Here is a 20340-nt window from a genome sequence, read left to right as displayed (position 1 = left end):
ATCCGGTTACGGATAGGCCCTTGAAGGAAAAAGGTTCTGAGGGAAGGGGACGCCCGCGTGCAGGAACTGCGTCGACGCGTAGCGGGGAGCGGCCGGTGTCTGCGAAAGACACCTTTCCTTTACCCATTACGGGGCGAGGAGTTGCCTTTGGAAACGCTTGCGGCATTCATGAACATCTGGCAATGAATGGAACGCAAGGTCTGTCTTGATGGATGCCGCGTTGTATTTCCGGAAGAGAGAGGCTTCCTCGCCGTCTGGAATATATTGACGGCATGGTCGCGTTGCGGCAGTGCCGCCAGAATCTATGGCGGTGCGTGAGGGAGCAGGTCCCTGGCATGTTGCAAGAAAATTCGCCTGCAAGAAACTTGCATTTTATGGCGACCAGTTATTTCCCAGTCGGTGACTGGTTACGACGCGACATGGACTTCAGTCTCATCAGAGAACGGTCAGATGAGCATCCCGCGCAACTGATGCGTTGAAAACTCCAAGGGAGCGGAAAAGGCTCGAATTTGAGCAGCGCAGGCTGGATCCGTGTTAATGCGGTCAACACGAATTTTGCAAAGCGCTTTGCCTTCGCCGTTAAACGGAGCAAAGCACTTCAAGAAATTGGGTGAAAAAACCCCCAAACCCCCACGAGGGAGTGTGATAGTCGATGCTCGTGACGTGAGCGGACGGTGCCGCAATTAGAACACAGGCGCTCGGATAGAGGAAGGGGCGCATCGCTCCGAATAAGCGAAGCGCCAGCTCCGTGCCCCCAGGTGTGCGCTCATTGTGGCGCAGCGGCACAGGGTGGCCTGCGATCGCACACGATTCCGCCAGGCCGACGATGATGTTGGGAATATGCTCTCGAGGCTTTGCGCGATCTGAACGTCGGCGAGCGGAGGTAATACAAAAAGGGGCGAGAGACCTTGCCGTCCCGTTGGCTAGGTACGACGCGCCGGTCGGCGTGCGCTTCGTCCAATAGGCCGCTCCATCCATGACGGTTATATGCGGCGCGGTCAGGTGACCGCCACAATCGACGCAGGCCGCGCGCTTGCGTTCGCGAAGAAGCTCACCGTGCCAGGTGGCCCACCGCGCACAGGTCGTGGAACCGTCGCGCTCAGGTGCGCGGCCGTCGGGGATACGGTGACGGCCTGGACGGCCGATAGGCCGTCGGCGCGTGATGCCGCGCGAAATCCTGATCGCCGATAGGCTGTCCGCAATGCGGGCAATGCAATTCTGTGCGTACGGAAGCGACGGCGTGTGATCGTTGCGTCATACGCTGCCCTCTTTGCCTCACTGCCCCGCGCCGCCCCATCCAGCCAAGGCCCATGATGATTGCGGCAATTCCGAGTACCGGCCCTGAGATGTCCATGCGAGTGCCCCGTGGTTTGGGTGCGATCAGCATAGCATGCTGACGTGAGCCGCGAGCTTGCGAGTCTTGAAGGCGTAGGAGTATATTGGCGCCTGCGTCTACGACGCATCGACCTTGAACCGCCATAGCTGCCGTGTTGTTTTCGGTCAGCCTGTCGGCGGATCCGTTCGCCCGTGCACGTCCAATTCGTTTCAGGGCCCCTATAGCTCAGAGGCGCACAGTTTTAGTGCCCGTTTCGGCTGTCCTTCCTTTCTTTGTTCTTTTTTCCGCACGCTGTCTGACGACCGTTCCCGTCGGGGTGACGTGTAGCGTCGATCGCCCCAATCTATTTCTTACTGCATACCGATGGCGGCTAGCCATCGGCAGCGCACTTCCTTGTCCGTGGCGCGCGCGGCCCGATAAACAGCGCATCCCCAAACGGCGGCGCGCTCGTCGCGCCGCTCAACGCCCGTCGATGCCTGTGTGGCATGCCGGGACCACGGCCTCAACACAAGGAAGACAGATATGTACGTTCTCTACGATTACCGGTACGTCATTGCCTGTAGCAATCTACCATCCGAATTCAGACGGGAATTCCGCAGGCTTGCCCGTGGCAGGGTTAAGTCGACGTTTGATAGGCGCACTGGCACGAAAACTCCCGTGCCGGACGAAACACAATGCCGTCGGGTGGCGGAGCTGTTGGCGGGCTTTGAGGCGCTGCGCGCCAGCGGATATGCGCCCCAAACGCCGCTCAACTTTCAGGGCAAGCACTTGCGCTTCCTGGTCGCTCGCTGGTCCGCGCAACGGCTCACATCGGAGGACGCGGCCGAAAAGCTTGAGCATTGGCACCAGTTCCTGCTTTGGATCAGAAGGCGCGCACTTCTTACCTTGCTCATTCTGCCTGTTCCGGCACGCGAGGCAGGCGTCGACGAGAAAGATGAGCGCATCCGGGGTTCGGCTGCATGCATGCGACCGGACATTCCGGTGCTCACCAGCGACAAGGCCATGGAGGCCCTGACGGAGCACCGCGGCAACCTTCGCAAGGCAGCCCGCGCGCTGGGGACGACCACGCATGCCGTATTTCAGGCCCTCAACGAAGGCCGGCCGCCACGAAAGGAGCTTCCTCCAGGCCTCACGATCAAGAACTGATGGTTGACTTCCCATAGCGCTCGATACGCTGGTTTCACCTACATAGTCAAAGGAGAAACCAGCATGCTGACTCACACAATCTTCGGGCTCGCGAGTGCATTGCTGTATGCGTATCTGAGCTTTAGCGATAAACGTTCGGCTGATGACGCAGTTCGAGAAGCACGGGCGGCCTCTGCCCAAGTGTGCGGGCGAGAAGGGGAGAGGGAGGTGTCAGCCGAACTGCGCTGGCACCTCATGCGCCTGTGCGGCGAGGGACTGGCCAATCAATATTGGATGGGCTTATTCCGAATCACGCGCCGGGGAGCGCCTTTCCGACTGCTGAAATCGATCATCTGGCGATTGCGCCGTTCGGAGTCTTCGTGGCTGAAACCAAGCATTGGACTGGTGTGGTCACACACGGTGAGACCGACGATACGGTCAGGCTTACGACGATTGACGGGCAGCGGTTCGTGCGCATCTCGCCAATCAAGCAGAACGCCGCGAAGGTGCGGTTTCTGCGCAAGCTCCTTCCGCCGCGGCTGTGCATTGTCGAAGGGCTCGGTGCTTTTTTCGCATGAAGCGGTAATGGTGGCCCGCACGCTTCCGACGGCGTTGCATGAGCTTAGCGAACTTTATCGGCACCTGCGGGTGTACCGGCAGCCGTTTGTCCGTACGGGGATCGGTCGCGTGCCCGTTCGCAAGATCGCCGACGTAATCCTGCGGCATGCAGATACACGCCCACAAACATTTGCCGAACACCGTCAACGCGTGTAGGAGGCCGCCCGCACGGCGTGGGGTGAAGCGCCCTTCGCCAGCGTCAATAGTTGGAGGGGCTGACCTGCTTTCACCGCTTCCCCTTCCTCACCACCATCCACCTCGGCGACTTGAACCGCACGATGCTCACATAAAGCCACACATAAGTCGCCGCAAATACGACAACGAAGCAGAACAGATGCAGCGTGTGCCGCCAGAACAGCGTCGCCGGCACGACCGCGATCAGGCACAGCAGCCACAGGTACGGTGACGTCAGCGAGTTGCGGCGCGTCAGCTCGCGCGCGGTGCGCGCGCCGACCGCCCAGCGCATCAGCCGCTTGTAGACCAGCATATGCAGATGCACGCCGTCCGGAATGCCCGGCGACATGCCGCGAATGAACTTCTTGCGGTAGATCGAGAAGCAGGTCTCGAAGATCGGGTACATGAAGAGCAGCACCGGATACCACGCGGATACGTCGCGATTGCGCATCACGAGCAGGATCGACAGCTCGGCGAGCATGAAGCCGATGAAGTACGCGCCGCCGTCGCCGAGAAAAATCAGCCCGGCCGGGAAGTTCCAGATGAAGAAGCCGAGCACCGCGCCCATCATCATGAACGACGCCGACAGCACGACCGGGTCGTGCACCTGGAACGCCACATACGCGAGCGACGCGAACATCATGAACGCGACCATCGACGCGAGGCCGTTGAAGCCGTCGATGATATTGATCGCGTTGGCGAGCGCCGCGACCGCGAGCACCGTGACCACGAACGAGATCGCCGCATATGACAGCAGAAAGTCGAGCGGCGGCACGCTGATGCGCGTGACCGCGATGTCGAGAAAGAACCAGGCGAGGGCGGCGGCCGCCATCGTGCAGACGAGGCGTACGAGCGGCGACACGCGCTTGGTCAGATCCTCGACGAGCCCCGAGCCGAACGCCGGCATGCCGCACGCGATCAGCCCGAGAATGCTGCCCGACACGGCCGGATACGCACGATGCAATTGCACCGCGGCGGCGAGCAGCCCGAGCAGAATCCCGGTCCCGCCGATGCGCGGCACCGGACGCACATGGAATTTCTGCACGCCGGCCAGATCGGTATCGGTCGAAAATTTTTCATGCAGATGCGCATAGCGCACGATCAACAGCGTGATCAGCAGAGAGACGAGAAAGCCGAGCGCAAAACTAAGCATGAAAATGGGCCTGAGCGAAGACGCGGAATTATACAAACGAAACGCACGGCGGCCGGCGCGCGGCAGGGACGCAAAGCTTTCAGGAGGGCCAGCAGGAATATCCCAGATAGCGAGATCGAGGCGGCCCTCAGAGGCCCGTCAGCACTCGCTCCTCATGGATTCCCCCTATGCGCCGCACGCGCGCCGCAACCGTAAACCTGGATGCGACGAAGTGTCAGTCGCGCGCAACAAAGGCGTTCCGGAGACCCCATGCTAAACAACATCACAATTCGCGGCGGACTGACGCTCGTGATCAGCGTATTCGTCGCCTTCCTGCTGACAGTCATCGCTGTCGGATACGGCGCGCTGAAGCTCGCCAACGACAGCCTCGACGACACGCAGCGCAGCGAGGCCGCGCTGTCGCATCTGAAGGCGAGTTCCGAGAAGCTTCTGCAGGTGCAACTCGCGCTGGGTACCTATCAGACGTTGTTCAGTATCGGCAAGCAGACCGACGATCTGCTGCCGGCCGCGCACAAGGTACTGGTCGAATCGAACGACGACTTCCACAACTACATGGCCGGCCCGTTCGCGAGCGACGCCGAGCGCAAGCTCGCGCACAGCGTCGGCGAAGCGCGCGCGGCGTTCGTCGACAAGGCGGTCGAACCGGAATTCAAGGCACTGACCGACTTCGACTTCAACACCTTCCGTACCATCCAGGGGGATACCGCGAACAGCCTGTACGCGTCTTACTCGAAGTCGATCGACGCGCTCGAAAAAGCGCAGATGGACAATCAGCATCAGCAGGCCGCGACCGGCGCGCGCCGCTTCCAGCTCGCGACAGTGCTGTTCGGCGCGATCGCGGTGATCGCGCTCGTGATTGCCGTGGGCGCGCGCGTCGCGTTGTCGTCGGCGCTGATCAAGCCGGTCAACGCGACGGTCAAGCACTTCGAGCGCATCGCGGCCGGTGACCTGAGCGTCGCGATCAAGGTGAAATCGCGCAACGAGATGGGTCAGCTGCTCGGCGCGCTGACGCGGATGCGCGACGGCCTCGTCGAAACGGTCGGCAAGGTGCGCGGCAGCACGAGCGCGATCACGCAGGGCGCGAACGAGATCGCGTCGGGCAATGCCGATCTGTCGGCGCGCACCGAGCAGCAGGCGGCCGCACTGCAGGAGACCGCGGCGAGCATGGAGCAGCTGTCGGCGACCGTGAAGCAGAACGCCGACAACGCGAAGCAGGCGAACCGCCTCGCGCACGGCGCGCTCGATACGGTCACGCGCGGCGGCAAGGTGGTGTCGCGCGTGACGGAGACGATGGACGGCATCAGCGATTCATCGCGCAAGGTCACCGAGATCATCGGCATGATCGAGGGGATCGCGTTCCAGACCAACATCCTCGCGCTGAACGCGGCCGTCGAAGCGGCTCGCGCGGGTGAGCAGGGCCGCGGCTTCGCGGTGGTCGCCTCGGAAGTGCGCAGCCTCGCGCAGCGCTCCGGCGCGGCGGCCAAGGAGATCAAGGAGCTGATCGGCGAGTCGGCGGCGAAGGTCGAGGAAGGTGCGTCGCTGGTGTCGGATGCGCAGAAGACGATTCAGGAAGCGATGAAGGCCGTCGAGCGTGTAACCGGCGTGATGAGCGAGATCGAGGCCTCGGCACTCGAACAGAGCGACGGCATCGAGCAGGTCAACAAGGCGGTGTCGCAGATCGACGAGGTCACCCAGCACAACGCGGCGCTCGTCGAGCAGGCGGCGGCCGCGGCGAAGTCGCTGGAGGAGCAGGCTGTCATTCTGAAGGAAGCCATTGCCGTGTTCCGGCTCGAAGAGTCGGGGGCGGCGGCTTAGTTTCCGACCGGAAGAAATGCGTGATTGTCGATGACAGAGCGCGCCGACAGCTACCTTAGAACCCTGTTTTCCATCTGGTTGGATAAAACGAAAACAGGTGTTCGATGCTCGAAGGGTTGGCAGCGTTCGTTATTTCGGCGCTCTGTGTCTGGCTGTTCATCATCGTGTTCGGTCAGACCTTTCCGTCAGCGCAATTGCACGAGGTCGGAGACTTTGCGGCGAACTCGTTGCTGAGCGACGACGCAAAGCATCTGAAGCTGCTCGTCGGACATTACTCGCGCGTGGGGTTCAATCATCCTGGTCCTGCGCTTCTTTACGCGCTTGCCGCGGGCGAGACCGTATTTTCGACCTGACGCACGCGGTCGCGTCGCCGTTTTCCGGTCAGATTCTTGCGGTTGCGCTGCTTTCCGCTTTCTGGATCGCGGCAATCGGGACGCTTTTGATCAGGATGCAGCAGGCGACGAGGGGCGCCACCGCAGCAGCCGTCGTCACCACGGCCCTATTCGTTGGTGTCACCGCTTACATCAACTACCAGGCCTTCGCGGGTCCCTGGTTCCCGCATCTCTACTACTTTGCTTTTGCGGCGTTCACGGTGTCCGTAGCCGCATTGATCATGGGACGCGCAGACGGGCTTATGCTCCTTGCCGTAAGCCTTGGATTTTTGCTGAACGGTCGTGCTTCTTTTCTGGGTATGACGGCCGTCATGCTGGGGTGCGCGCTGATAGCCAATACCTGGATTTCCGTCAGATCCCGGACCGCTCGCTGAATATGCCGCTTTTAGCCATGTCCACCGAGCGAATCGTTTAGTGAACGCAGCGCGTTTCGCCGGAGTTTTCTGGATTAACGGACTCTTCGGCATCCTGCTGGGCGCGGCGGCTTGTGCTGTGCTCGTGACGAACGATCCCGCGCGCGACAATGAAAGCCGCGTCGCGCCTGAGCGTGCATTGTCGCTGGCGCTGGCGAGCGCGACAGTCGCCTTCGTCTTCTATGCCGCTTTCGGCGTCGACGATCTTTCGCTGACCTATGTCGGAATTTTCTACTACGTCGTTCCTGCTCTGGCGCTGACGCTGCTGGTCAAGCGCTTCGTCGACAATGTGGCAGCGGCGACCGTGCCCGTTGCCGTGATCGTTTGTGTGATCGTGGCGGCTTTCACGGCGATCCGGATTCATCAGCCGCCTGAAAACGTTTCCCAGTACGACGATCCGCGAATTCCGGCTGCTTACTCGACTATCCGCAATCTCGATGTGGGGAGCGGCATCGCGGTCTTCGACCTCGATGGATCCGCGGATTGGGAACGGCTGTGGCCAATTCTGGTGGGCATCGAAGCGTACGCGAAGCGTCAGGGCAGTGTGCCGTTTTGCATCGCGCAAAACTGGCAGCTCGTGTTCAGCCGAGCGGCGCACTGCACGCCTGACGAAATGCGAGGCGCCCACAGGCGTTTTCTGGTGTCGGCGGTGCCGAAGGAAGGAATGACCGGTGCGTTGAACGTTGCCGGCTTGTATTTTTATCCGCGCGAATCCGCGCAGTAGGCGAGCAAACGGCGGCGGTATCCGCGTTATGCGAATGCCGCCGCCGTTTTTTATCCCGACGCGATGACGCCGAAGCGCGTTAAGCAAACCCCTGCGGATTCGTCGACTGCCAGCGCCAGTGGTCCGCGCACATGCGCTCGATACCGAACTGCGCGCGCCAGCCGATGATCTTCTCGGCCGCGCTCGGGTCCGCGAAACACTGCGCGACGTCGCCCGGGCGGCGCGCGACGATCTCGTACGGCACCGGTCGGCCCGACGCCTTCTCGAACGAGCGCACCACGTCGAGCACGCTATAGCCCTGGCCCGTGCCCAGATTGACGACGAAGCTCGCATCGCGCTCGGCGAGCGCATCGAGCGCGGCGAGATGCCCGCGCGCGAGATCGACCACGTGGATGTAATCGCGCACGCCGGTGCCGTCGGGCGTCTCGTAGTCGCCGCCGAATACGCGCAGCTTTTCGAGCTTGCCGACCGCGACCTGCGCGACGTACGGCATCAGGTTGTTCGGAATGCCGGCCGGATCTTCGCCGATCAGGCCGCTCTCATGCGCGCCAACCGGATTGAAGTAGCGCAGCGTCGCGATGCGCCACGACGGGTCCGACACTTCCAGATCGCGCAAGATCTGCTCGGCAATCAGCTTCGATTGACCATACGGATTGGTCGCCGACAGCGGGAACGATTCGTCGATCGGCGAGCTTTTCGGCACGCCGTACACCGTGGCCGACGAACTGAACACGAACTGCTTGACGTTGCGATCGCGCATCACGCCGAGCAGCGTCAGCAGGCTGCCGACGTTGTTCGCGTAATACTCGATCGGCTTCGCGACCGATTCGCCGACGGCTTTCAGCGCCGCGAAATGGATCGCGCCGGTGATCGGATGCGCATCGAAAATGCGCTGCAGCGCGGCTGCGTCGCGCGCGTCGTTGTCATAGAAGCTCACCGCACGGCCGGTTATTTGCTCGACGCGCCGCAACGATTCGCGCTTGCTATTTACGAGGTTGTCGATCACCACGACGTCGTAGCCGCCGTTCAGCAGTTCGACGCAGGTGTGCGAGCCGATGAAACCCGCGCCGCCGGTTACCAGAATCGTGCCCTTCGTGGTCATGCTGTTGCTCCCTTAAAGTAAAACACCCGTGATTTTCTGGACCAGGTCTTTATACGTTTCGACGACCATGCGTTCGTCGAATTCGGTCGCGACTTTCTGCCGGCCGCGTTCCGCCATCGCGCGCCGCTCCGCGTCGCTCATATCGAGCATGCGCGCGAGACTCGCGGCGAGGCTCTGCGCATTGCGCGCTTCGCACAACAAGCCGTTGACACCGTCGGCCACTACCTCGCGGCAGCCGGGCACGTCGGTCGCGACGATCGGCCGGCCCATCGCCGATGCTTCCATCAGCGTGCGCGGCACGCCTTCGCGATACGACGGTAGCACGACACAATCGGCATCGGCGATGAACGGCCGCACGTCGTGCGCTTCGCCCAGATATTCGATCACGCCCTCCTGTTCCCACGCGGCGACTTCGTCGCGCGTGATCGCGCTCGGATTGTCGACGCCTACCGGCCCGAGCAACTGGAAGCGCGCATGAGGATAGCGCGCGCGCAATTGCCGCGCGGCCTCGACGTATTCGCCGACGCCCTTGTCCCACAGCAGCCGCCCGATCAGCACGAAGCGAAACTCCGCCCGAGCGCGCAGCGGCGTGAACGCGAACTGTTCGAGATCGACGCCCTCGCCGTGCAACAGCCGCGCGCGCTCGGGATGCGCGAGCAGCTTGCCGTCGATGAACGCGGCCTGATCGTCGCGATTCAGGAACCACACTTCACGCGGAAAGCGGAACGCGAAACGATACAGCCTTTTAGCGATCTGCGCGGCGCGGCTGTGCTGGATGAACACATAGCCGAGCCCGGTGGTGACCGCCACCGACTGCACGCCAGCCAGCTTCGCCGCGATCGAGCCGTAGATGTTCGGCTTGATCGTGTAGTGAAACACCACATGCGGACGGATCGTCCTGTACTGCCGATAGAGCGCGAAGAGCGTGCGCAGATCTTCGCCCGGACTCGTGCCCTTCGACGCCATCGGCAGCTCGATGCAACGGCAGCCCATCGCGGCGAGCAGCTCGAACGTGCGGTCGCGCGGCGCAAGCACCGTCACATCGACCCCGCGCCCGATCAGTGTGCGGATCAGCCCTTGCCGATACGTATAGATTGCCCAGGCCGTGTTGCAGACGAGTGTAATGCGCAGCGCGGGCGTCGACTTGAAAGAGGGCTTCATGCGAAAAAGGGCACGGCGTTGAATGAAGTGTGGACCAGTGATACGAAAACAGCGCCGTACGCAGCGGCGCGAAGCTCAGCGAACCAGGCGGCAGCGACAGCGCTCACACGCGGCGCGCCTCAACGGCTCGCGCGCGGCGTGAGCAGCGCGCGCTTGACCCGCTGCAACGTGCGATAAGGCAGCAGCAGATGCGACAGATTCTTCGCGAGGCCCAGCCAGTCGTATGGATTGGCCACGTTGAAGTAGCGCAACTGCAAACGCAGCGTCGAACCGATCTGCCGGCGCCGCTTCGTCGCGCTGATGCCGCCTTCGTTCAGCTCATAGAAAAGGCCGAGCTCCGGCAGATTCGCGCAGTCGTAGCGTTCCATCAGACGTAAGAACAGATCGAGGTCCTCGGCCGAAGGATACGCGGCGCGGTAGTTGCCGACTGTGCGGACGGCATCGATACGCAGCATCATCGACGGATGCGCGAGGCACGAGCGGAAAAAGCGCTGGCGCCGAATTACATAGGGCTCGGCCGGCGGCGTCAGCATGAAAAGCGGCTCGCCCGCACGCGTGACGACCTGGGTCCACATGCCGAGGCCCGCCACGTTCGGATGCGCTCCCATGAACGCGCGTTGCTTCGCGAGCCGCTGGGGCACCGCGCGATCGCCCGCGTCGATGCGCGCCGCAAAACGAAAGCCGCGCTGCGCGAGCGCATCGATGCCGGTTTGCAGCGCGCGCTCGATGCCGCTGTTGCGCGCCATGCGCAGCACTTCGATCTTCAGGTTCGGCAGCGTGGGCGCGACGATCGGCGGTGTGCTGCCGTCATCGACGATCAAAACGTGCACCAGCGCACTTTCTTCAAACGACGCGAGCGTAGAATCGACGTCCGCCTGGCCGTTGTAGGCGGGCATCAGCACCGCGACGTCGTCGAGCGTGGTTTGCGCGGTGGCGGATGAATTCGTCATGGGCGCAATTTGAAACGGATGTAATAAAGATTAACCGAGGCGGCCGCCAGATAGCCGGCCGCGAGGCCGACGAGCGCGCCATACGCGCCGAGTCGCGGGATCGCCAATAGATTGACGGCGAACGCGACGGCGAGCGCGAGCAGCCACTTCGCCAGCAACACGAACTTGGCCTGATACTTGAGCACGACCAGATTGCCGATCGCCTCGATACCCGCGGGCACCGACAGCCACACGGCCCAGCGGAAGATCTCGATCGCGCCTTCGAAATCCGGCCCGAACACGCGGCGGATGATGACGCCCGCGAGCAGATCGAGCACGAACGCGCCGCCCACCATCAGCACGGCGGTCAGCGCGGTGAGCCGCCACATGTTGCGGCGCAGTTGCGCGATGCCTTGCACGCGGTAGACGAAGGCGGGCGCAATGGTTTGCGCGAGCATCAGCGCGAGCGTGATCCAGTTTTCATTCAACTGCTGGGCGGCCGAGTAGCGTCCGAGGTCGGCGAACGAAATCGCGCGCTCGAGCATCAGCCGGTCCAGCTTCAGGAACAGATACATACAGATGAGCCCGAGCCAGAATACCGTGCCCGTGCTCGCGAAGTGCTTGAAGAGCGAACGTTCGACATGCCAGCCCAGCTTGCCGCCATGCCGGCGCACGAAGTAGAGCAACAGCACCGCGCCGATCGCCGCCGATTCGAGCGCCCACAGCCAGCCGAAACGTGCGGGCGCGGCCGTCGCGCGCACCAGCAGATAGACGAGGCCGGCCTTGATCACAGCGGTGCTCATGCTGGTCAGCAACTGCGGCTTGCTGTAGGTCATGCTTTGCAGCCACGCGTTGATCACGCCGACGAACGGCTCGCGAAACAGCATCGTGAGCGCGAGGCCGGCGAGCATCGCGCCGACGAGCGGCTCGAAGAAATGCAGCGCAATGCCGAGCCACGTGAGCAGCAGCGCGACGGCCGAGACGGAGAAACGCAACGCGAACGCGCTGCCGAGTACGGTACCGAGTTGTTCGGGCGGCCGGTTGACGATGGTCGGTACGAGGATTTCCGCGCCGCACACCCATGTGATCGGCGACAGCACCAGCAGCAGCGTGTTCGCGTACTGCCATTTGCCGAACGTATCGGGTCCGAAGTAACGCGCGAGGATGCCGCTGATCACGATTGCCACGCCGATCTGCGTGAGCCGTTCGAGACCCAGCCAGACGATGTTCGTAAACGCGCGCGTGACGTCGGGATTGGCGAAGCGCTTGAGTGTCAGCATCCGTTGGCCGCTCGCCGCTGCGCGTCGGTCAAGCCGCCTCGTGCGGCCATGCATGCGGCGCTATGCGCGTTCGCCCGGCCGGCAGCCACGGCAACTTTACAAAGGGAGGGCGTCTAAGCATTAGAATGGCGTTATTCAGGCTGGTCAGAAGAACGCAATTATAAGTTGGAACCGGACCGCTTCCGGCAAGGGCGCAACGAGGCGTGATAACGCGGTTTTTTTACGCGCGTATTACGGTGGTTTTTAATGCGATTTTTTCCGCGTTTTTACCGGTTATCGTCTGTGCGCAGGTCAAAATTTTCCATTGCACGCAAGTGAGCCAACATGATCTCCAAATCGATTTTCAAGGCGTATGACATTCGTGGCGTGATTGGCAAGACGCTCGACGCGGACGCCGCGCGTTCCATCGGCCGCGCCTTCGGCAGCGAAGTGCGCGCGCAGGGCGGCGACGCGGTCGTGGTCGCGCGCGACGGGCGCCTGTCGGGCCCCGAACTGATCGGCGCGCTGTCCGACGGCCTACGTGCGGCCGGCGTCGACGTCGTGAACGTGGGTATGGTGCCCACGCCGGTCGGCTACTTCGCGGCGAGCGTACCGTTGAAGCTCGCGGGCGGCGAGCGCCGGGTCGACTCGTGCATCGTCGTGACCGGTAGCCATAATCCGCCGGACTACAACGGCTTCAAGATGGTCCTGCGCGGCGCGGCCATTTACGGCGAGCAAATCCTCGCGCTGCATCAGCGCATCGTCGACGAGAACTTCGCCGACGGTAACGGCAGCTACACCGAATACGACATCGCCGACGCGTATCTCGAGCGCATCGCGAGCGACGTGAAGCTCGCGCGTCCGATCAAGATCGTCGTCGATACCGGCAACGGCGTGGCCGGCGCGCTCGCACCGAAGCTGTTCAAAAAGCTCGGTTGCGAACTGGTCGAGCTGTTCACCGAAGTCGACGGCAACTTCCCGAATCACCACCCGGACCCGGCGCACCCGGAGAACCTCGAAGACGTGATTCGCGCGCTGAAGGAAACCGATGCGGAAATCGGCTTCGCGTTCGACGGCGACGGCGACCGCCTGGGCGTCGTCACCAAGGATGGCCAGATCATCTACCCGGACCGTCAGCTGATGCTGTTCGCCGAAGAAGTGCTGTCGCGCAACAAGGGCGCGCAGATCATCTACGACGTGAAGTGCACGCGCAATCTCGCGAAGTGGGTCAAGGACAAGGGCGGCGAGCCGCTGATGTGGAAGACCGGCCACTCGCTCGTGAAGGCGAAGCTGCGCGAAACCGGCGCGCCGCTGGCCGGTGAAATGAGCGGACACGTGTTCTTCAAGGACCGCTGGTATGGTTTCGACGACGGCCTGTACACCGGCGCGCGTCTGCTCGAGATCCTCACGCGCGTCGCCGACCCGAGCAAGCTGCTGAACTCGCTGCCGAACTCGCACTCCACGCCCGAGCTGCAACTGAAGCTCGAGGAAGGCGAGAACTTCGAGCTGATCGCGCGTTTGCAGCAGAACGCGAAGTTCACCGGCGCGGACAACGTCGTGAAGATCGACGGTCTGCGCGTCGAGTATCCGGACGGCTTCGGCCTCGCGCGTTCGTCGAATACGACGCCGGTCGTCGTGATGCGTTTCGAAGCCGACAACGACGCGGCGCTCAAGCGCATCCAGGACGACTTCCGCCGCGTGATTCTCGCGGAGAAGGCCGATGCGAAACTGCCGTTCTGACGGCTAATGCGGCGGCGCGCTTCGAAATTCGTCAAGACGGATCGAAGCTCGCCGCTACCGAACGCGGCGCGGGTTGCCTTACCGCGCCGCGTTTTTCATGTCTTTGATATCCGACGCGCTAGAATTGCGGTCCTTTCAACGCATCTTCGAGCCGGATAGCCGGTTTTCCCACTCTTGAGCGCGCAAAAGATACTCATCGTGAGGGTGTCGTCGCTGGGCGACGTCGTTCACAACATGCCCGTGATCGCCGACATCCGGCGCCGCCATCCCGACGCGCAGATCGACTGGCTGGTCGAGGAGAGCTTCGTCGGGCTCGTGGAGCTCGTGAGCGGCGTGCGGCGCGCGATTCCGGTGTCGCTGCGGCGCTGGCGCAAGCGCATCCTGTCTGTCGACAACTGGCGCGAGATCGGTGCGTTTCGTCGCGCGCTCGCCGCCGAGCACTACGATCTGGTGATCGACTGCCAGGGGCTCATCAAGACCGCGTGGGTCGCTAGCATGGCGCGCGGACCGCTCGTCGGCCTCGGCAACCGCACCGACGGCGCCGGCTACGAATGGCCGGTGCGCTTCTTCTACGGGCGGCGCGTGCCGATCGCGCCACGCACGCACGTGGTCGAACGCACGCGGCAACTGGTGGCCGCGGCGCTGAACGATCCGCCGCCGCAACCCACCGACGACATCGACTTCGGTCTCGATACGGGCCGTGCCGCGCTCGCGCTGTCGCAAGCCAATCTGAATCTGCCGGTGCCGTACGTGGTGTTCGTGCACGCGACTTCGCGCGCCGACAAGCAGTGGCCCGACGCCGCGTGGATCGAACTCGGGCAAACGCTGGTGCGGCGCGGCGCGTCGATCGTGCTGCCGTGGGGCGGCGACGCCGAGCGCGCGACCAGCGAGCGGCTCGCGAAGGAATTCGGCGCGGCCGCGATCGTGCCGCCGAAGCTGTCGCTGCCGGCGGTGGTCGGGCTGATCGATGGCGCGGCCGCGACGGTCGGGGTCGACACAGGTCTGGTCCACATCGCGGCGGCGCTGAAGCGGCCCACGGTCGAGTTGTACAATTTCTCGACTGCGTGGCGCACCGGCGGGTACTGGTCGCCGAACGTCGTCAATCTCGGCGCGGCCGGTCAGCCGGCTACGCTGCAGCAGGTCAAGTCGGCGCTGGCCGCGTTTGGTTTGCTGTAACCCGGGCCGGCAGTCATCAGCACGGGCTGTCACCCGCCGGTGCGCTTCGCCTTGCGCACCCTCCGTTCTCAAGGGCGATCATGAACGAATCCCAGATCATCGAAGTAGCGAACGCCGACTGGCACGGCTGCAACCTGTCCGTGCCGCGCGAGACGCTGCTCGCCGGCGTCGAGCGCGGCAAGGTGCTGTACTTCCCGAACCTGCGCTTCGCGATCGACGGCGGCGAGCAGGCGTTGCTCGACCCGGCAATCGCCGATCCGAACCGCAAGAACATCAGCCTCGAACCGAACGGCGGCGCGCTGCACGGCGTGGCCGGCGATGCGGTCACGCAATCGGCGGTGCGCGCGTTGATCGCGCGTTATCAGGCGAATGCGCGCACGCTCGTCGACGGGCTCTTTCCCGAGTACCACGGCAAATTGCGTGTCGCGCCGACGAGCCTGCGGCTGCATCAGGTCGAGACACGCGAAACCTCGTGGCGCAAGGACGACAGCCGTCTGCACGTCGATGCGTTTCCGTCGCGGCCTAACTACGGCGAGCGCATCCTGCGCGTGTTCACCAACGTGAACCCACATGGCGTGCCGCGCGTATGGCGCGTCGGCGAGCCGTTCGAGGACATGGCGCAGCGCTTCCTGCCGCGCATCAAGCCGCAGATGCCGGGCTCCGCGTGGCTGCTGAACCTGCTGCATGTGACGAAGTCGCCGCGCAGCGAGTACGACCATCTGATGCTCAATCTGCACGACGGCATGAAGGCCGACCTCGACTATCAGAAGACGAGTCCGCAAGAGACCATGCCGTTTCCGCCGGGCAGCGTGTGGGTGTGCTTCTCCGACCAGACTTCGCACGCGGTGATGTCCGGCCAGTTCATGCTGGAGCAGACTTTCTTCCTGCCGGTGAAGGCGATGGCGCAGCCGGAATGCGCGCCGCTCGGCATTCTCGAGCGCCTGAAGGGCAGGGCGCTGGTTTGAGCGCGGCGGTCGATTCGAGGGCCGGGCAGGTGCCGGCCCGCATCGCGCGTATCAGCGCCGGAGACTTTGCGACGAAGACGAACCACGCGGAGCGCCGATGCTAAGAGCGATCTATCGCGCGCTCTGGTGGCTGATCGCGCCGCTTGCCGTGCTGCGTCTGTTGATCCGTTCGCGCAAGGAGCGCGGTTACCGCGAGCATATCGGCGAGCGCTTCGGTTATTCGCGTGGACGCTTGCCCGAAGACAACGCGCCGTTGATCTGGGTGCATGCGGTGTCGGTTGGCGAGACGCGCGCCGCCCAGCCGCTGATCGATGCGCTGATGAAGGCGCGCCCCGACGCGCGCATTCTGCTCACGCACATGACGCCGAGCGGCCGCGCGACCGGCAGCGAAATTTTCGGCGACCGCGTGTTGCGCAGCTATCTACCGTACGACATGCCGCATGCGGTACGGCGCTTCTTGCGCGCGTGGCGGCCGTCGCTCGGTCTCGTGATGGAAACCGAGGTATGGCCGACCTTGATCGACGAATGCCGGCGCGCCGACGTGCCGCTCGTGCTGACCAACGCGCGGATGTCGGCGCGGTCGTTCAAGCGCGCGGCGAAGTTCGGCGGCGCGACGAAAGACGTGTTCGGCGGGTTCGCGCGCGTGCTCGCGCAGAGCCCGTCCGATGCCGAGCGGCTGACCTCGCTCGGCGCGCGCAACGTCGCGGTGCTCGGCAACCTCAAGTTCGACATGAGCACGCCGCCCGAACTCGCGGCGCGCGGCCACGCGTGGCGCGCGGCGATCGGCACGCGGCCCGTGTGGGTCGCGGCGAGCACGCGCGAGGGCGAAGAGGCGCTGGTGCTCGACGCGTTCGCGGCGCTCGGCGTCGACGATGCGCTGCTGATTCTGGTGCCGCGTCACCCGCAACGCTTCAATGAAGTCGCGGCGCTCGTCGAGAAGGCGGGGTTGCGGCTCGAACGCCGATCGAACTGGGCACCCGATGCGAAGGTCGCGTCGGCCGCGCGCATCGCCGACGATGGCGTGCCACCGCTGCCGCGCGACGTGAACGTGCTGCTCGGCGATTCGATGGGCGAGTTGGGCGCTTACTACGCGGCATCGGATCTGGCGTTCATCGGCGGCAGTCTGCTGCCGCTCGGCGGACAGAACCTGATCGAAGCGTGCGCGGTCGGCGTGCCGGTGCTGATCGGGCCACACGTTTTCAACTTCACGCAGGCCACCGCCGATGCGGTCGCGGCCGGTGCCGCCGTGCAGGTGCAGGACCCGGCCGATCTGGCGCGCGCACTGCGCGAGCTGTTCGGCGACAAGTCGCGGCGGCTCGCGATGGGCGGTGCGGCTGCCGCGTTTGCGGCGAGGCATCGCGGGGCGACGGCGCGGACGGTGGATGTGTTGGCGGCGTTGTTGCCGGAGTGACGAAGGGCGCCGCGCGAGGTGGCGCCCGGTCTTGCGCTTCATGCGCCCACAAATAAGATATTCTCCGCACATTGGGTTTGTGCAAGCACCGGCCCGGCCATCTGAACTGTTTCTCAACACCTGCGATGACGCTTTTCACCGAACTCGGTTTTCAATGGGATCGCGCTGCGGTACCACAGAACATTCCGGTCCATTCGATCAAACGGGCGTGTTTCCGTTTTCATCGCATGCTGCCGGAATTCGTCTGGGATGCGAGTGTGCTGGAAGGGAATCCGTTTACGTTCCCCGAGGTTAAGACGCTTCTCGACGGCGTCACGGTTGGCGGACGGAAAATCTCCGACCAGGAACAGATCCTCAATCTCGCCGAGAGCTCGAAACGTTTGCTGCTGATCGTCCAAAACGGTCAGTTTGCACTCGACAAGGCGACTTTCTGCGACCTGCATCGCCTCGTCGCGCGTAACGAAGCGCTCGAATGGGGCGTTTTCCGCGGTGAGGGTGAAGAAATGCGCTATACGCCAGATGTCGCGTTGGGTGAGGCGGGGCGATATACGCCTTTGCCCACCGTGCCTGGTGCTCCAGAGCTCAACCGGGTTTTTGGCGCAGGTGTCCGCGCGCTCAGCGAAGAAGTTTCCAATTCATTCGAACGCGGCTGTGCGTTCTTCCTGTTCGGCGCGTTGCAGCAGTTTTTCTTCGACGGCAACAAGCGCACGTCACGCTTCATGATGAACGGCGTGCTGATGGCAAACGGTATCGATGCGATCAGCGTGCCCGCTCAGCGCGTGGCCGACTTCAACGAGAAGATGGTGCGCTTCTATCTGTCGAAGGATGGCAGCGAAATGATGGCATTCCTGCACGAATGCCATCCTGGCGAGTGACACGTCACTGGCTCACACCTTCAACAACCCCTTCTTCTCAATAAACTTCACCACTTCGTCGAGCCCCTCGAGCGCCTTCAGATTGCACATCACGAAGGGCCGCTCGCCGCGCATCTTCTTCGCGTCCGACGCCATCACGTCGAGGTTCGCGCCCACCAGCGGCGCGAGATCCGTCTTGTTGATCACGAGCAGATCCGACTTCGTGATGCCGGGTCCGCCCTTGCGCGGAATCTTCTCGCCGCCCGCGACATCGATCACATAGATCGTCAGGTCCGACAACTCCGGGCTGAAGGTTGCCGCGAGATTGTCGCCACCCGATTCGATGAACACGATGTCGGCGTCCGGAAAACGCGTGAGCATGCGGTCCACCGCTTCGAGGTTGATCGACGCGTCCTCGCGGATCGCCGTGTGCGGGCAGCCGCCCGTCTCGACACCCATGATGCGCTCGGCCGGCAGCGCGCCCGCGACGGTCAGCAGACGCTGATCCTCTTTCGTATAGATGTCGTTCGTGATCGCGACGAGGTCGTACTGGTCGCGCATCGCCTTGCACAGCATTTCCAGCAGCGTGGTCTTGCCCGAGCCGACCGGGCCGCCGACGCCCACGCGCAGCGGCGGCAGCTTCTTCGTGCGGGTCTGGGTCGCTGGATGGGAAGCCGGATGATGAGGTGCGTTCATGATGGATCGTGGAAATCGTGTTACGAGCGGAAGAGCCGCGAATACTGCGACTCGTGGCGCGCCGACAGAATGCCGAGCTGCGGTGCGAATGTGTTGAGGCCGTCACGCGAAATGGCGAGCGCACGCGCGACGGCTGCGTCGATCGGTTCGCGCAGCGCGACGATGATGCGCTGTCCCGCGAGCTGGCCGAGCGGCACCGCCTTCAACGCGGCGGCGGCCTGGTTCTCGACCCAGCTGAACGCGTAGGCGGCGAGCGCGGCATCGGTGGACGCATCGTGCGTGTAGGCGGCGAATGCGAACGCGCTCGGCAGCGCGAGCGGCGCGAGCGACGCGAGCGTTTCGCGCCTCGCCGCATCGCCCCATTCGAGCGACACGCACAACTGCCGCAGCGACCAACCCATCTGCTCGGTTTCGCGGCGCAGTTCGGCGGACTCGCGGCTCGCGAGGAATTCGGCGTTGGCGTCGGCGAGTTCGACGGCGTCGTGCGTGCGCCAGCGTTCGATCTGCTGCGCGAGGAACGGCAACTCGCCGCGCGCGAGCACGTCAGTCAGCCCGCACTCGATCCACGTGCGCGCGGAGTCGGCGTCGGTGATGAGTTGCGCTTCGATCGCCGCTTCGAGACCCTGCGAATAGCTGAACGCGCCGATCGGCAGCGCCGGCGACGCGAGATGCAGCAGCGCTGTGAGTTCAGCGATGCGCATGGTGATGCGAGTGGTGCCCATGTCCGCACGATTCGTCGTGCACGTGGTCATGGTCGTGGTCGTGCGAGTGCTCATGCCCATGATGCTCACCAAACACCTGTTGCGCGATCGCATAGTCCTCGGCGAACGTCTCGTCGTGCCCATGCTTGTGCCCGCCGCCATATGCACCGGTCTCAGGGTGGAACGGCAGCGACACCTGCTCGAGCGTCGCGCCGATGCGCTCGAGCATGTCGGCGAGCACCGGATCGTATTCGAGCTTCAGATAATCGGTGCCCACTTCGACCGGCGTATGACGATTGCCGAGGTGATACGCGGCGCGCGTCAACGTCAACGCGTCCGAAGCGCGCACCACAAGCACGGCTTCGTCAGCCGCGACGACACGCACGAGCCCGCCATCATCGGCGACGAGCACGTCGCCATCGCGCAGCACGGAGCCGCGCGGCAACAGCAAGGCGATTTCCTCGCCGTTATCGAGCGTCGCGGCAAGACGGCTCTTGCGACGTTCATCGAACGCGAGCGTCAGCGTCGGCGCTCGCTTGACGAGTACGGGCGCAATCTTCAGATGCGGCGCGAGGAGTTTGTTCAGTGTACGCATG

General features: G+C 63.6%; 19 protein-coding genes. 11 read left to right on the top strand and 8 right to left on the bottom strand.

From position 1 onward, the window contains the following. Window positions 1-1858 precede the first annotated feature (1858 nt). Together AB3X94_RS08960 and AB3X94_RS08955 are read left to right on the top strand one after the other, a co-directional pair. Complete coding sequence (locus AB3X94_RS08960; protein ID WP_368611312.1) at window positions 1859-2482, top strand: hypothetical protein; 624 nt, start codon at window positions 1859-1861, stop codon at window positions 2480-2482. Window positions 2483-2841: 359 nt separating this feature from the next. Then, window positions 2842-3039: a nuclease-related domain-containing protein gene (locus AB3X94_RS08955; protein ID WP_368611311.1), complete on the top strand. Its 198-nt coding sequence runs from the start codon at window positions 2842-2844 to the stop codon at window positions 3037-3039. A 266-nt stretch (window positions 3040-3305) separates the two neighbouring features. Here the strand turns inward: AB3X94_RS08955 and AB3X94_RS08950 are convergent, their stop codons facing one another. Further along, window positions 3306-4406, bottom strand: coding sequence for a glycosyltransferase (locus tag AB3X94_RS08950; RefSeq protein WP_368611310.1), 1101 nt, complete (start codon window positions 4404-4406; stop codon window positions 3306-3308). 249 nt (window positions 4407-4655) lie between these two features. On the opposite strand from AB3X94_RS08950, the gene AB3X94_RS08945 reads away from it, so the two are divergent. The 4 genes from AB3X94_RS08945 to AB3X94_RS08930 all read left to right on the top strand — a co-directional run bounded on the left by AB3X94_RS08945 (window position 4656) and on the right by AB3X94_RS08930 (window position 7750). Further along, entirely contained in the window at window positions 4656-6221 is a 1566-nt protein-coding gene (locus tag AB3X94_RS08945) for a methyl-accepting chemotaxis protein (RefSeq protein WP_368611309.1), read from the top strand. 104 nt (window positions 6222-6325) lie between these two features. Beyond that, window positions 6326-6574 carry a hypothetical protein gene (locus AB3X94_RS08940; protein WP_368611308.1) on the top strand — a complete coding sequence of 83 codons (249 nt, stop codon included), beginning with the start codon at window positions 6326-6328 and terminating at the stop codon, window positions 6572-6574. Between the two features lie 95 nt (window positions 6575-6669). Beyond that, window positions 6670-6987, top strand: a complete 318-nt coding sequence (locus AB3X94_RS08935; protein WP_368611307.1) for a hypothetical protein — start codon at window positions 6670-6672, stop codon at window positions 6985-6987. A gap of 40 nt (window positions 6988-7027) precedes the next feature. After that, window positions 7028-7750 (top strand): hypothetical protein, encoded by a 723-nt coding sequence (locus AB3X94_RS08930; RefSeq protein ID WP_368611306.1) that lies wholly within the window; start codon window positions 7028-7030, stop codon window positions 7748-7750. Window positions 7751-7829: 79 nt separating this feature from the next. On the opposite strand, the gene galE is transcribed toward AB3X94_RS08930, so the two are convergent. From galE to AB3X94_RS08910, 4 genes are all read right to left on the bottom strand, one after another. Then, a complete protein-coding gene (gene galE / locus AB3X94_RS08925; protein ID WP_176109363.1) occupies window positions 7830-8852 on the bottom strand; it encodes a UDP-glucose 4-epimerase GalE in 1023 nt (340 codons plus the stop codon). Between the two features lie 12 nt (window positions 8853-8864). Continuing rightward, the gene (locus AB3X94_RS08920) at window positions 8865-10013 is read right to left on the bottom strand and encodes a glycosyltransferase family 4 protein (protein WP_176109362.1); all 1149 of its coding nucleotides are present in this window, start codon (window positions 10011-10013) and stop codon (window positions 8865-8867) included. 119 nt (window positions 10014-10132) lie between these two features. Beyond that, the gene (locus AB3X94_RS08915; protein WP_368611305.1) at window positions 10133-10963 is read right to left on the bottom strand and encodes a glycosyltransferase; all 831 of its coding nucleotides are present in this window, start codon (window positions 10961-10963) and stop codon (window positions 10133-10135) included. Continuing rightward, window positions 10960-12222, bottom strand: a complete 1263-nt coding sequence (locus AB3X94_RS08910; protein ID WP_368611304.1) for an oligosaccharide flippase family protein — start codon at window positions 12220-12222, stop codon at window positions 10960-10962. Before AB3X94_RS08910 ends, AB3X94_RS08915 begins: the two co-directional genes overlap by 4 nt. Window positions 12223-12546: 324 nt before the next feature. Here AB3X94_RS08910 and AB3X94_RS08905 point away from each other — a divergent pair, with 324 nt between their 5' ends. From AB3X94_RS08905 to AB3X94_RS08885, 5 genes are all read left to right on the top strand, one after another. Then, the gene (locus AB3X94_RS08905; protein ID WP_176109359.1) at window positions 12547-13941 is read left to right on the top strand and encodes a phosphomannomutase/phosphoglucomutase; all 1395 of its coding nucleotides are present in this window, start codon (window positions 12547-12549) and stop codon (window positions 13939-13941) included. A 234-nt stretch (window positions 13942-14175) separates the two neighbouring features. Continuing rightward, a complete protein-coding gene (waaC, locus tag AB3X94_RS08900; RefSeq protein WP_368611481.1) occupies window positions 14176-15117 on the top strand; it encodes a lipopolysaccharide heptosyltransferase I in 942 nt (313 codons plus the stop codon). An 80-nt stretch (window positions 15118-15197) separates the two neighbouring features. Beyond that, entirely contained in the window at window positions 15198-16082 is an 885-nt protein-coding gene (locus tag AB3X94_RS08895) for a Kdo hydroxylase family protein (protein ID WP_368611303.1), read from the top strand. Window positions 16083-16179: 97 nt separating this feature from the next. Beyond that, window positions 16180-17493 carry a lipid IV(A) 3-deoxy-D-manno-octulosonic acid transferase gene (waaA, locus tag AB3X94_RS08890; protein ID WP_368594567.1) on the top strand — a complete coding sequence of 438 codons (1314 nt, stop codon included), beginning with the start codon at window positions 16180-16182 and terminating at the stop codon, window positions 17491-17493. A 125-nt stretch (window positions 17494-17618) separates the two neighbouring features. Continuing rightward, window positions 17619-18368 carry a Fic family protein gene (locus tag AB3X94_RS08885; protein ID WP_368611302.1) on the top strand — a complete coding sequence of 250 codons (750 nt, stop codon included), beginning with the start codon at window positions 17619-17621 and terminating at the stop codon, window positions 18366-18368. Between the two features lie 12 nt (window positions 18369-18380). On the opposite strand, the gene ureG is transcribed toward AB3X94_RS08885, so the two are convergent. From ureG to ureE, 3 genes are read right to left on the bottom strand one after another with little or no spacing between them, the layout of a single operon-like run. Beyond that, a complete protein-coding gene (ureG, locus tag AB3X94_RS08880) occupies window positions 18381-19043 on the bottom strand; it encodes an urease accessory protein UreG (protein ID WP_368611301.1) in 663 nt (220 codons plus the stop codon). Window positions 19044-19063: 20 nt separating this feature from the next. Further along, window positions 19064-19744 carry an urease accessory protein UreF gene (locus AB3X94_RS08875; protein ID WP_368611480.1) on the bottom strand — a complete coding sequence of 227 codons (681 nt, stop codon included), beginning with the start codon at window positions 19742-19744 and terminating at the stop codon, window positions 19064-19066. After that, window positions 19731-20339: an urease accessory protein UreE gene (gene ureE / locus AB3X94_RS08870; protein ID WP_368611300.1), complete on the bottom strand. Its 609-nt coding sequence runs from the start codon at window positions 20337-20339 to the stop codon at window positions 19731-19733. Before ureE ends, AB3X94_RS08875 begins: the two co-directional genes overlap by 14 nt. Between the last annotated feature and the right edge of the window lies 1 nt (window position 20340).

Origin of the sequence: Paraburkholderia sp. BR10923 (assembly GCF_040948765.1) — a bacterium.
GTDB lineage: Bacteria > Pseudomonadota > Gammaproteobacteria > Burkholderiales > Burkholderiaceae > Paraburkholderia > Paraburkholderia youngii.
Note: the sequence above shows the minus strand (reverse complement) of the source record. Positions and strands in the feature narration are given on the sequence as shown.

Bases quoted from the DNA above. Each gene is read 5' to 3' on its own strand.
- AB3X94_RS08875 (WP_368611480.1), bottom strand. From the start codon at position 19,744: ATGCGCATCGCTGAACTCACAGCGCTGCTGCATCTCGCGTCGCCGGCG.
- AB3X94_RS08960 (WP_368611312.1), top strand. From the start codon at position 1,859: ATGTACGTTCTCTACGATTACCGGTACGTCATTGCCTGTAGCAATCTA.
- AB3X94_RS08905 (WP_176109359.1), top strand. From the start codon at position 12,547: ATGATCTCCAAATCGATTTTCAAGGCGTATGACATTCGTGGCGTGATT.
- galE (WP_176109363.1), bottom strand. From the start codon at position 8,852: ATGACCACGAAGGGCACGATTCTGGTAACCGGCGGCGCGGGTTTCATC.
- ureG (WP_368611301.1), bottom strand. From the start codon at position 19,043: ATGAACGCACCTCATCATCCGGCTTCCCATCCAGCGACCCAGACCCGC.
- AB3X94_RS08895 (WP_368611303.1), top strand. From the start codon at position 15,198: ATGAACGAATCCCAGATCATCGAAGTAGCGAACGCCGACTGGCACGGC.
- AB3X94_RS08935 (WP_368611307.1), top strand. From the start codon at position 6,670: ATGCAGCAGGCGACGAGGGGCGCCACCGCAGCAGCCGTCGTCACCACG.
- AB3X94_RS08910 (WP_368611304.1), bottom strand. From the start codon at position 12,222: ATGCTGACACTCAAGCGCTTCGCCAATCCCGACGTCACGCGCGCGTTT.
- AB3X94_RS08915 (WP_368611305.1), bottom strand. From the start codon at position 10,963: ATGACGAATTCATCCGCCACCGCGCAAACCACGCTCGACGACGTCGCG.
- AB3X94_RS08920 (WP_176109362.1), bottom strand. From the start codon at position 10,013: ATGAAGCCCTCTTTCAAGTCGACGCCCGCGCTGCGCATTACACTCGTC.
- AB3X94_RS08950 (WP_368611310.1), bottom strand. From the start codon at position 4,406: ATGCTTAGTTTTGCGCTCGGCTTTCTCGTCTCTCTGCTGATCACGCTG.
- waaC (WP_368611481.1), top strand. From the start codon at position 14,176: ATGCCCGTGATCGCCGACATCCGGCGCCGCCATCCCGACGCGCAGATC.
- AB3X94_RS08885 (WP_368611302.1), top strand. From the start codon at position 17,619: ATGACGCTTTTCACCGAACTCGGTTTTCAATGGGATCGCGCTGCGGTA.
- ureE (WP_368611300.1), bottom strand. From the start codon at position 20,339: ATGCGTACACTGAACAAACTCCTCGCGCCGCATCTGAAGATTGCGCCC.
- AB3X94_RS08945 (WP_368611309.1), top strand. From the start codon at position 4,656: ATGCTAAACAACATCACAATTCGCGGCGGACTGACGCTCGTGATCAGC.
- AB3X94_RS08940 (WP_368611308.1), top strand. From the start codon at position 6,326: ATGCTCGAAGGGTTGGCAGCGTTCGTTATTTCGGCGCTCTGTGTCTGG.
- waaA (WP_368594567.1), top strand. From the start codon at position 16,180: ATGCTAAGAGCGATCTATCGCGCGCTCTGGTGGCTGATCGCGCCGCTT.